Raw genomic sequence first — 11862 nt, forward strand, 5'->3', positions numbered from 1 at the left:
TGATCTCCTTGTCGGTTCCTGCGGTGTCAGGTGGCAGCCGTCGGTTCGGGCCAGACGGACGCGATGTTCTCGAGGCAGGCGTCGCGCGGCCCGCTGACACCGGTGGCGCGCCAACCCTCGGGGATCGCGCGCTCCTGCGGCCAAATCGAGTACTGTCCCTTGTCGTTGACGACCACCGCACATGCGACGGAGTCGTCTTCTCCCAGGAAAGTGGGCACCCTCTGCGTTCCTCTCGAGTCTGGGTCGACTGTCATTGCGGGTGAGTCCGGGCCGGTATCCGCACGGTGGCCGCCACCAGTGAGGCGTTGCCCCAGGTGTCGACGTGCAGGGCGGCTGCCGGGTGGTGCTCCCCGGGGCCGGTGCCGCCCGCCGGCAGGCCGGCGGGTTCCCGGGGCAGTCCGTCCACCCGGTCGAGCAGCCTCAACCGCACCGGAGCGGACGGAAGTTCGAGTTCGACCCGGATGCCCGAGTCGGGTACGCCGTGCAGCCACAGCTCCCAGCCGCCGTCCTGGGGGCCGGCCGGCGCGTGGGGTGACGGGGTGCGGGCGGTGGGTTCGCTCCACGGGCCGTCCTCGACGCGCCAGCGCCGTACCCCGGTGTCCAGGGCCGCGAGCGAGAGCTGGCGGGCGCCCCGCGGGGAGCGCAGCAGCAGCCGTACGCTGCGGCAGCCCGCCTCGCCGGGAGCCTCGCCCTCGATGTCCGCCCGTGGTGCGGGCAGGTCGACGGTCGGGGCCGGGGCGTGGTGGAAGGAGTAGTTCCAGCCGGGGAACAGCTCGGGCAGCGGGCCGTGTTCGGGGGTGTCCCCCAGGGCGGCCCGGGCGCGCGGGGTGGGGGTGGCGTCGCTGCTGAGCCACAGTGCCTCGCCGCGCTCGGGGAGGTGGAGATGGCTGAGGGTCTCGGGCGGCGGGGTGCCTTTGCCGCGGCGGGCCAGGCGCCGGGCGGCGACGCCGGCGGCGAGCAGCAGTCCGCCCGCGACGGCGGTGCGGCGCACCCGGGGGTCGAGTCCGGCCAGGGCGGGTGCCGCGAGTTCCCCGGCGAGCTGGACGGCGACGACACCGGTCCCGGCCAGGCGCGGGGTGAGCCCGTCGAAGAGCAGCCGGGTCAGCGGCAGGAGCAGCGCGGCGGCGGGCACGGCGGCCGCGGTGGCGCCGGCGGCGTGCCGCAGATCGGCGGCCCGGCCGGTGTCGTCGGCGGTCAGCAGCCACAGGCCGGTGCCGGCGCCGAGCCAGGGCCACAGGGTCAGATAGCTGCCGCCCGGAAGGGCGCCCGCCAGGGCGGCGGACGCGGCCGTCAGCGGCAGGGTGGCGGCCGCGGCCCGTGAAGCGGCGCGGGAGCGGTCGCCGCGCTGGGCGAGGGCCGCGGCCGAGGCGAGGCCGAGGACGGCCGCGTACACATCGCCCGAGCCGTGGAAGTCGCCGTGCCGGCGGAACTCGGGGGCGGCCCTGCCGAGCGCCGCGGTGAACGCCGTGCCGGCGGCGGCGCCCGCGAGGGCCTTGGCGGCGAGCAGGGCGCCGTCACCGGCGAGGCGGCGGCCGTCGAGGGTGCCGCGGCGCAGTGCGCTGCGCAGGCCGCCGGCCCAGACAAGTCCTGCGGTGGCGGTCAGCGCGGGCACCGCGGCTGCCGGGAGGCGGGCCAGGGTGCCGCGTTTGACGGGGAAGAACACCGCGTCGCCGCCGGTGAGTTCGGCGAGGTCGGCGTCGCCGAGGCGGCGGGCCAGTGCCAGGGCCAGGTCGCCGTGGTGCTGCAGGGCCCGGTGGTCGACGTGGTCGAGGTCGTCCAGGGGGCCGTGGTAGCGGGAGAAGCCGCCGATGTGGGCGAAGTTGAGGCCCGGCAGGCCGTGCTGCTTGGCGACGGAGAAGTCGGTGGCGTTGGTCATGCGCCGGTAGACGGCGTCGAACAGGGAGCTGGCGAAGACGGGGACGCCGGTCCGGGCGAGGTGTTCGAGGACGGGGCCGTTGCCCGGCCCGGCCTCGAACATCAGCACCGGGCCGCGGGTGCCGCGCGCCTCGAAGTTGAGGACGACGCCGACGGTGGCGGCGAGCGGGTGCTGGTCGAAGAAGGCCCGGCCGCCCAGGAGTCCGGCCTCCTCGCCGTCGGTGAAGACCACGAGCAGGTCGTTGAGGAGGGTGCGGCCGTCGGCGCGCAGTGCGCGCACCGCCTCCAGGAGGGCGGCGACCGGCACGCCCGCGTCGCTGGCGCCGGGGCCCTGCGGCACGGAGTCGTAGTGCGTCATGAGCAGGACGGACCTGCCGGGCACGGAGCCGGGCAGGCGGCCGATGACGTTGCGTACGCGGCCCGCGGCCAGGTACTCGGGGCCGTAGGGGGTACGGCCGACGGCGTGGCCGGCGACGGCGTCCTGGACCTCGGTCTCCAGGCCCAGTTCCTTGAGTTCGGCCAGGAGGTGGGCGCGTACCCGGTCGGCGGCCGGGGAGCCCGTCGGGTGCGGTTCCGACGCCACTTCGCGCAGGTGGCGCAGGGCGCGGGCGGCGGAGAAGTCGCGGTCGGGGGCGTCCTGGGGGCGGGGGCGCGGCGCGGTGAGGGCGGTGGCGGCCACCGCGGCGGCGGCGGTGGCGGCCGCGGCCGGGCCGAACCGGGTCAGGGCCCGCCGCAGGGCGTGGGTCGGGCGGCTCACGTGGGTTCCCCGTGCGCGGCGGGCGGGGCGGGCGGGGTGGACGCGGGAGCGCCGGTGCCGGAGTCGGCCGGGCACGCGTGAGGTGCTGCGGCGGCGTCCGGGGCGGTGGTGTGCGATGCGGCGTCCGGGTCGGCGGTGGCAGGGGCGGTGGTGTGCGATGCGGCGTCCGGGCCGGCGGTGTGCGATGCGGTGTTGGGGGCGGCGGTGTGCGGGTCGGCGGTGGCAGGGGCGGTGGTGTGCGATGCGGCGTCCGGGCCGGCGGTGTGCGATGCGGTGTTGGGGGCGGCAGGGGCGGTGGTGTGCGATGCGGTGTTGGGGGCGGTGGCGTCCGGGTCGGCCGGTGTCGGCAGGGCGCCGAGGCGGACGCGGCGCAGCTGGGAGAGGACGCCGACCGCGGAACGCGAGGAGCGCTGGGTGGCGAGCAGGCTGGGTGCCATGTCGCCGACGAAGTGCCCGCACACGCCGCGGTGCGCGTCGTAGGCCTCGCCGAGCACGTGCCGGAACTCGCCGAGCAGGCCCGGGCGCCGGGCCTCCAGCCACTGCCAGGCGGGGCCGCTGCGGCCCAGTTCCACGATGAGCGCCTCGTGGTCGCGCCAGTGCAGGCCGCTCATCTTCGGCGGGGCGACGGGCGGCATCAGGGTGGGCCGGATCTGCTCGTTGTACTGGTCGCGGTTGGCGCTGCCGGCGTAGGCGAGCGCGCCGTGGCAGCCGCGCATCAGTTCCACGGTGGCGGCGGCGGCCGCCGCGGCGGCGCCGGGGTCGGCGTGTTCGGCGCTGTTCTGCAGGACGCGGGCGGCGGTGGTGGCGGCCTGCGCGAACACCATGAACACGTGGTGTCCGCGCACCCAGCGGCGCAGCGCGTCCTGCGGTGCGGGGGCCGCGGGCGGTCCGGCGGCGGGCATCGCGCTCACCGCGGGGGCGCGGCCGGGGTCGGCGAGCCAGCCGAAGAGGGCGTCGAAGCCGCCGAGGAAGCGCTGCCAGGTCGGGGCGTCGAGGTCGCTGCCGTGGTCGGCGGCCACCTCCAGGATGCCGATGAGGGCGTGGACGCCGGCGTCGACGAGGAGTTCGGCGGCCGGGCCGCGGGTGCGGACGATGCCGAAGGCGAGGTCGTTGTCCCCGTTGGCCTCCGACTCCTCGGGGTCCTCGCCGACCGGTCCGGTGCCGGTGGGGGTCAGCTCGTCCCGGGCGGTGCGGGCGGCGGACAGGAGGCCGGCGAGGCTGTCCCGGGCGCCGGGCCCGGACAGCCGGCCGAGTACCTGTGCCGCCCGGCCGGCGGCGGCGTCGCGGATCCGCGGGCCGGTGGCGGGCAGTTCCTCGGGGCGGCCGAGCAGGAAGGGCACCGTGGCCACCTGGGCCACGTAGTCGGGCCGGCCTGAGGGCGCGGTGTGGTCGAGGTCGGTCATCGGGTCTCCCCTGCGGTCCAGGCGTCGGGCACGATGTCGGCGGGCGCGGGCATGAAACCGGTGCGGACCAGGTAGTCCAGGACGGCGTGCGCGTCGGCCTCGGTGGTCGGCGGGCAGTGCACGTCGCTGCCCTGGAGCATGCGCAGTGTCCGGGCGCATTCGAGGGCGGGCCGGACCTCGTGCAGGTACTTGGGGTCCAGGGCCCGGTGCGGCTCGGCCTCGGCGTCCTTGATCAGCGGTACCAGCGGGTACAGCAGGTGGCCCGGGCCGACGCCGAGGGCCCGCCGCCTGCCCTCCTCGAAGGGCACGGTGTCGAACTCGTAGCCGTAGCTTCTGATCCAGTCGCAGAAGGTGCGCAGCGGCACCGGTGCGGGGTTGAACAGGTGGTAGAAGCCGCCGAGGGCTTCGGGTTTGCCGGAGATGTGCACGATGGCCCGGGCGACGTGGTCGACGGGGATGACGTCGAAGATGCGGGGGTAGTCGGGCAGGATCCGCATCGGCAGGTAGCCGCGCAGGGCGACCAGCAGGTAGTCGATGGTCTGGGTGGCGCCGTTGCGGGTGTGGCCCAGGATGAGGCCGGGGCGGTAGACGCAGACGGGGATGCCGCGTTTGCGGGCCTCGTTGACGACTTTCTCGGCGACCCACTTGCTGCCGGTGTAGCCGGCCGGGACGCCGACCGCGGAGTTCAGCGGGGCGTCGGTCTCCAGGAACGGGCGGGGCATGTGGGTGGCGAGCAGGGTGTCGATGGTGGAGACGTGGTGGACGCTCTTCAGCCGGGTGGTGCAGGCCAGTTCGATGACCCGCTGGGTGCCGCCGACGTTGGCGGCCTTGAGCGCGGAGTAGGGGTAGACGAAGTTGACCAGGGCGCCGTTGTGGTAGATGACGTCGACGGTGGCCGCCAGGTCGTGCCACTGCCGCGGGGTCAGGCCGAGGCGTTCCTCGGCGAGGTCGCCGCTCACGCAGGTCACCCGGTGGAGCTGGTCGTCGATGTCGATCTCGTAGAGCGCGAAGCCGTCCCGGAGCCGCCGCATGGCGTGTTCGGCGTCGCGGGCCCGGCACAGCGTGACGACCTCGGCGTCCGTGCGGCGCAGGAGCTGCTCCAGGAGGTGGAGTCCGAGGTAGCCGGTGGCGCCGGTGAGGAAGACGCGCCGGGGGTTGTCCCAGTCGGCGCGGGGCAGCCCGTCGGGGGTGATGGACGCGTCCAGGGTGCCGTCGTTCTCCAGCGTCGCGGCGTGCTTGCGGCCGAGGACTCCCGCGATGCCCTCGCGCCGGTACACCTCGATGGTCTCGGCGACGCCGGCGGCGGTCGGGGTGCGGAAGAACTCGTGCAGCGGGATGTCCACGTCGTGCCGGTCGCCGAGCAGGGAGGCCAGCCGGGCGAGCATCAGTGAGGTGCCGCCGGCGTCGAAGAAGTCGGCGTGGAGGTCGACGGCGTCCACGCGCAGCACCTCGGCGAAGGCCTGGGCGACGGAGCGCTCCACGGCGTTGCGGGGCTCGGTGGTGCCCTGGGGTGTGCCGTGGCCCGGCTCGGGTGCGTCGGCGAGGAGTTCGGCGACGCGGCGGCGGTCGGCCTTGCCGTTGGGGGTGCGCGGCAGCTGGTCGACGACCAGGAACCGGTCGGGCACCAGATGGGCGGGCAGCTGCTGGGCGAGGGCCTCGCGGAGCCGCTCGGGCGTGGGACGGCCGTCCTGGCCGTCCTGGCCGGGCAGGACGACGGCGGCGGCCAGCCGGGCGTGCTCGGTGCCGGCGTCCAGGGCGGTGACGCAGGCGTCCAGGACGCCGGGTACGGCGGTGACGGCGCTCTCGACCTCGGACAGTTCGACGCGGTGGCCGCGGATCTTGACCTGGTCGTCGATGCGGCCGAGGAACTGGATGTTTCCGTCGGGCAGCCGGCGGCCCAGGTCGCCGGTGCGGTACAGGCGTCCTGCGGGGGTGTCGAAGGGGTCGGGCAGGAAGCGCCGGGCGGACAGCTCGGGCCGGTCGTGGTAGCCGGCCGCCAGGCCGGCGCCGGTGACGACGATCTCGCCGGGTATGTCGTCGGGTACGGGCCGCAGTTGGGCGTCGACGACGTGGACGCCGGTGTTGTCGACGGCGCGGCCGATCGGCAGCGGCATGGTGCGGGCGCCGGCGGGCACGGTGTAGGCGGTGGCGTCGATGGTGGCCTCGGTGGGCCCGTACAGGTTGACGACGTCCGCGGACCAGGTGGTGGAGATCCGCTCCAGGAGGGTGTCGGTGAGCGGCTCGGCGCCGGACAGGACGAGGCGGACGCGGGTGCAGGCTCCGGCGTCGCGGTGGTCGAGCAGCACGGTGAGCAGGGAGGGGACGCCGCCCAGGACGGTGACCTGCTCGTTGCGGAGGGTCTGCAGCATCGCGTTGGGGTCGGTCATCTGCTCCTGTGCGGCCAGGACGACGCACGCGCCGGCGGCCAGGGGCCAGAACACCGCCCAGATGGCGGGGTCGAAGCTGAAGCTGTGGTTGTGCAGGACCCGGTCGTCGGCGTTCAGCGGCCAGGTGCGCTGCCGCCAGCGCAGGTTGTTGACCACGCTGGAGTGGCGGACGAGGACGCCCTTGGGGCGGCCGGTGGATCCGGAGGTGTAGATCATGTAGGCGGGGGCGTGCGCCGGGACCCGTTCGGGTCTGGCGGGGCCCTGGGTGGGGGTGGCGGGCAGCCGGTCCAGGAGGAGGGTGGGCACGCCGGGGTCGGCGGATCCGGGCACCGAGCTGTCGCTCACCACGAGCGCGGGCCGGGCGTCGGCCAGGAGGTAGCGGACCCGTTCCTCGGGGTAGGCGGCGTCGACGGGTACGAACACGGCGCCCGCGGCGAGGACGGCGAGCAGGGTGGTGACGGTGGCGGGGGTGCGGTGCAGCCAGACGGCGACGCGGTCGCCGGGGCGCACGCCCCGGGCAGCCAGTTCGTCGGCGAGGCGGGTGGCGCCGGCCCACAGCTGGGCGTAGGTGAGGTGGGTGTCGCTCTGGCGCAGGGCGAGGGCGTCGGGGGTTTCGGCGGCGCGGTCGCGGACCAGGTCGACCAGGGAGTTGCCGCAGTCCTCGATGGGTGTTCCGCGTCCCGCCCGGACGGCGCGGGCGGCCGCGGCGTCGTCGTGCAGGACGACGGTGGCGGGGGTGAGCCGGGCGTCGCCGCCGGGCAGTACGGCGTCGAGGACGGCGGCGAACTGGGAGCCGAGGCCGCGCACGCGCTCTTCGGGGTGCAGGGCGCTGTCGTAGTCGATGCGCAGGTGCAGGGCGTCCTGGTCGGGGCGGAGGGTGAGTTCGAGGTCGTATTCGGTGCCGCCCGCGGCGCCCGGCACGGGGCGGGCCGCGCCGCGCCCGGCGCGGTGGGTGCGCACGACGGTCTGCAGATACGGGGTGCGGCTGAGGTCGCGGCGCGGTGGCGCGCTCTGCACGAGGTGGGCGAAGGGCACGTCGGCGGCGGGGGTGCGCAGTTGTGCGGCGACCTCGGTGAGGAGGTCGCCGAGCGGGCGGTCGGCGGCGTCGTCCACGCGGACCGGGCGCAGGGTGTCCAGCGGGCCGGCCACGGCGGCCAGTTCGGCGGGCCGGCCGGTGCGGACGCCGCACTGGGCGGCGCCCGTGGCCTGGTTGCGCAGGAGCACGGTGAGCCAGGCGGTGGCGGCGTGCGCGTCGAGGTCGTCGGTGTCCGCGGCGCGGGCGGCGAGGGCGGCGGGCAGCCGCAGTTCCACGCGGGCGTGGGCGTTCTGTTTGACCTCGGGGCGGGGTCCGTGGCCGGGGATGTCGGTGGCGGCGGGACGGGCGAGCTGCCCGGCCCAGGCGGTGAGCCGGGGTTTGAGGCCCTCGTCTGCCAGGGCGGTGCGCTGCGCGGCCAGGGCCGTGGAGAGGGCGTCGGGGGGTTCGGTGACGTCGGCGCCGAGGAGTTCGGCGGCGAGCAGGTCCAGGGAGGTGGCGTCGAGGGCGAGTCGGTGTCCGGCCAGGACGAGTTCGCTGTCCGTGCCGGCGGAGCGCAGCAGCAGGACGCGCAGGAGCGGGCCGTGGCCGAGCGGGAACTCCTCCTGGACCGTGTGGCGCACGAGTTCCTCGACGGCGGCCGGGTCCTGCCGGCCGGTGTCGTCGACGGTGCGCATCAGGGGCTGGGCGAAGGGCAGCACCAGGCGGGCGGGGCGGCCGGCGACGTCGACGAAGACGCTGCGCAGCGTCTCGTGCCGGGACACCAGGGTGGCCAGGCGCAGCTGCAGTTCGGCGGGGTCGGTGGCGGCGGGGATGCGGTAGCGGGCGCTGACCACCGCCCAGGCGCCGTCGGCGATGCCGCCCAGCAGCCACAGCCGTTTCTGCTCCGCGGACAGCGGGGCGGCGGCGTCCGCGCCGCGCTCGGCCAGCACCTGCTGCAGGGTCTGGCCGAATGAGGGGGCGTCCTGCTTGCTCACTGCACAACCTCCTGGTGAACGGGGACTTGGCCGGGCACGGTGCGGCGGACGGCGGGGAAGTCCCAGTCGTCGGCGGGGGCCGGCTGCCCCGGGGACGCGGGCTCGGTGTGCTGTGGCGTTCGGCCGTGGGGGCCGTGGAGTGCGGTGTCGTCGCCGTGCAGCTGGCCCACGGTCCGGGCGAGCCGGGCGACGGTCGGTTCGATGAAGAACTCGGCCACGGGCACGCGGGTGCCGAGGTCGTCGTCGATGCGTTGCAGCAGCCGGGCGGCGAGCATGGAGTGGCCGCCCAGGCCGAAGAAGTCGTCGTGGATGCCGACTTCGGGCAGGCCCAGGAGTTCGCACCACAGCCGGGCGACGGCGCGTTCGGCGCCGGTGGAGGGTGCGACGCGCTCGTGGCCGCCGTCCAGGCGCCGTCCGCTGCCGGGCAGGGCACGCCGGTCGACCTTGCCGTTGGGGTTGAGCGGCACGGCGTCGAGCGCGTACAGCTCGGTGGGGAGATACGCGGCGGGCAGCACCTGGGCGAGGCGGCCGCGCAGGGCCGTCGCCGCGTCGGGGGCGTCGAGGGCGTCGCCGTCGGCGACGAGGAAGGCGGCGATGCGGGCGGCGCCGCGCGGATCGAGGACGGTGGCCGCGGCGTGGCGTATGCCGGGCAGGGCGTGCAGGGCGGCCTCGATCTCGCCGAGTTCGATGCGGTGGCCGCGCACCTTGACCTGGTCGTCGGCGCGGCCCACGAACTCGATCAGGCCGTCGGGGCGGACCCGCACCAGGTCGCCGGTGCGGTAGAGGCGTTCGCCGGTGCGGTCGGGGTCGGGCACGAAGCGGGCGGCGGTGCGCCGCGGGTCGCCGAGGTAGCCGGTGGCCACGCCGGGCCCGCCGATGAGGAGTTCACCGCAGACGCCGGCCGGGACGGGGCGCAGTGCGGCGTCCGCGACCAGGACGCGGGTGCCGGGCAGGGGGTGGCCGATGGTGACCGGCTCGCCGGGGCGCACGGTGGCGGCGCAGGACCAGATGGTCGTCTCGGTGGGCCCGTACAGGTTGTGGACGTCGGCCGGGGTGCGGGCCAGGGCGTCGGCCAGGTCGGGCGGCAGGGCCTCGCCCCCGGACAGCAGGGTGAAGCCCTGTCTGGGCTGCCAGCCGGCGGACAGGGCGAGCCGCCACACGGCGGGGGTGGCCTGGGCGACGGTGATGCCTGCGGCGCTGAGCCGGTCGGCGAGTTCGACGGCGCCGCGCTGGGCGGAGGCGGGGGCGACGACGACGGTGGCGCCGGTGACCAGGGGCCCGAGCAGTTCGAGCAGGGAGATGTCGAACGCGGTGGTGGTCAGGGCCAGCCACCGGTCGCCGGGGCCCAGTTCGATCCGGCCGGTGAGGGCGTGCAGGAAGGAGGTGAGGCTGGCGTGGCTGACGGCGACGCCCTTGGGGCGTCCCGTGGAGCCGGAGGTGAACATCAGGTAGGCGGTGTCGGGCGGGCGGGCACCGCCGGCGGGCAGCGGCGCGGACGCGACCGCTGCCCGGGCGGCGGCGGGTGAGGGCCGGGCGGGCGGACGGGCGGGGTCGGGGGCCAGGGCGGCGGCGGGCAGGGTGCGGGCCCGGTGGGCGTCGGGGACGGTCGCCGGGTCGGTGGCGACGACGACGGCGGGGGCGGCCTGGTCGAGGATCATCGCGCGCCGCGGCGGCGGGGCCGCCGGGTCGAGGGGCACGTACACCGCCCGGAGCCGCCAGCAGGCGAGCAGGGCCACGACGGTGTCGGCGTCCCGTTCGACGCAGACCGCGACGCGGTCGCCCGCGCCCGCTCCGGCCCGGTGCAGCCGGGCCGCGGCCGTTTCGACGCGGGCGAGCAGGGTGGTGTAGTCGAGGGCGCGGCGCTCGTCGCGGACCGCCTCGGCGTCGGGGTGCCGGCCGGCGATCTCGACGATGCGCGGCCACACCAGCGGCCAGGGCTGCTCCAGCGGTCCGCCGTCGATGCGGGCGGTGGTGTCGCCGCCGACGCCGGTGAGGTCGACCGCGGAGACGGGCACGTCCGCGTCGCGCAGCAGCTGGTTCAGCACGCGGTGGAGCTGGTCGGCGAACCGCTCGACGGTGGAGTGCTCGAACAGCGCGGTGGCGTACTCCAGGAATCCCTCGAAGGCCCCGGAGCGGTCCTCGAAGAGGAACAGCGACAGATCGACGCGGGCGCTGCCGCAGTCGGCGTCGGTGACGTCGACGTGGAGTCCGGGCAGGTCCCAGCTGCGCCGCACGTCCTGCTGGAGGCCGAACAGCACCTGGAAGAGGGGGTTGCGTTCGGGCATGCGCGGCGGCGCGAGCAGGTCGACGAGTTCACCGAAGGGCAGGTCGGCGTGGTCGAGGACGCCGGTGAGCGTGGTGTAGAGCGTGCGGCTGAGGTCGCCGAGGGTCGGGTCGGTGCGCAGGTCGGCGCGCAGGGGGCAGGTGTTGGCGAGGTATCCGACGGTGCCGGACAGGTCGGGGTGGCCGCGTCCGGCGACGGGCAGGCCGACGAGCAGGTCGTCGCAGCCGCTGGTGCGGGACAGGACGACGACGTACGCGGTGAGCAGTGCGGTGAAGGGGGTGACCCCGTGGGCGGCGGACCAGTCGCGCAGCCGGTCGGCGTAGGCGGGTGCCAGGCGTACGGGGACGCGGGCGCCGGCGTGGGACTGCAGGGCGGGGCGGCGGCGGTCGGTGGGCAGTTCGAGGATGTGGGGGGCGCCGGTGAGGGTGTCGGTCCAGTGGTCGCGGGCCCGCCGGCGGCGCGCGGCCCACTGGGGGTCGGGGGTGCCGTCGTCGTCGGGGGCGCCGCTGTTCCAGACGACGTAGTCGGCGAACTGCAGGGGTTCGGTGTCCGGGTCGAGGCCGCCCTGGGTGTAGGCCTGCAGCAGGTCGCGCAGGACGATCTGCAGGGAGAGCCCGTCGCACACGGCGTGGTGGACGGTCAGCAGCAGCACGTGGTGGTCGTCGGCCAGGCGGGCGAGGAGGCAGCGCAGCAGGGGCGGCTGGGCGAGGTTCCAGGGGCGGCGGGTCTCCTGGCCGAGCAGCCGGTCGAGTTCGCGGCGCCGGCACTCGTCGTCGTCTGCGGCGGTGTCGGTCAGGTCGACCAGGGGCAGGCCGGCGGTGATGCCGGGCACGACGACCTGGGTGAGCCGGCCGTCGACCTGGCGCAGTGCGGTGCGCAGTGCTTCGTGGCGTTCCATGACGCGGTTGAGGGCGGCCTGCAGGGTGGTGTGTTCCAGGGCGCCTTTGAGGTCCAGCCGCAGGGCCAGTGTGTAGGCCCGGCTCGCCGTGGCGTTCATCCGGTCCAGGAACCACAGCCGCTCCTGGCCCGGGGAGGCGGGAAAGAGGTGCGCGTCTGGCGGTATCCGGTCTTTCACTGGGGCTCCAAGGCGTCGCAGCCGAATCGGGGCGGGCGGGCGGTGTCGGGCGGGCGGCGGGAGGCGGCCAG

Annotated in this window: 5 protein-coding genes; all 5 read right to left on the minus strand. The window is 75.9% G+C overall.

Annotated elements, in window-relative coordinates:
* Positions 1-26: 26 nt before the first annotated feature.
* The 5 genes from OG272_RS00240 to OG272_RS00260 are packed head-to-tail and all read right to left on the minus strand — an operon-like array spanning position 27 to position 11791.
* Positions 27-218 carry an MbtH family protein gene (locus OG272_RS00240; protein WP_327726214.1) on the minus strand — a complete coding sequence of 64 codons (192 nt, stop codon included), beginning with the start codon at positions 216-218 and terminating at the stop codon, positions 27-29.
* A 32-nt stretch (positions 219-250) separates the two neighbouring features.
* A complete protein-coding gene (locus tag OG272_RS00245) occupies positions 251-2632 on the minus strand; it encodes a M20/M25/M40 family metallo-hydrolase (RefSeq protein WP_405892083.1) in 2382 nt (793 codons plus the stop codon).
* A complete protein-coding gene (locus OG272_RS00250) occupies positions 2629-4035 on the minus strand; it encodes a hypothetical protein (protein ID WP_405892085.1) in 1407 nt (468 codons plus the stop codon). Before OG272_RS00250 ends, OG272_RS00245 begins: the two co-directional genes overlap by 4 nt.
* Positions 4032-8432 carry an amino acid adenylation domain-containing protein gene (locus OG272_RS00255; RefSeq protein WP_405892087.1) on the minus strand — a complete coding sequence of 1467 codons (4401 nt, stop codon included), beginning with the start codon at positions 8430-8432 and terminating at the stop codon, positions 4032-4034. Before OG272_RS00255 ends, OG272_RS00250 begins: the two co-directional genes overlap by 4 nt.
* Positions 8429-11791 (minus strand): non-ribosomal peptide synthetase, encoded by a 3363-nt coding sequence (locus tag OG272_RS00260; RefSeq protein WP_405892089.1) that lies wholly within the window; start codon positions 11789-11791, stop codon positions 8429-8431. The genes OG272_RS00255 and OG272_RS00260 overlap by 4 nt, the downstream gene beginning before the upstream one ends.
* Positions 11792-11862 lie beyond the last annotated feature (71 nt).

The organism is Streptomyces sp. NBC_00104 (assembly GCF_045160825.1).
In the GTDB taxonomy this organism is placed as follows: domain Bacteria; phylum Actinomycetota; class Actinomycetes; order Streptomycetales; family Streptomycetaceae; genus Streptomyces.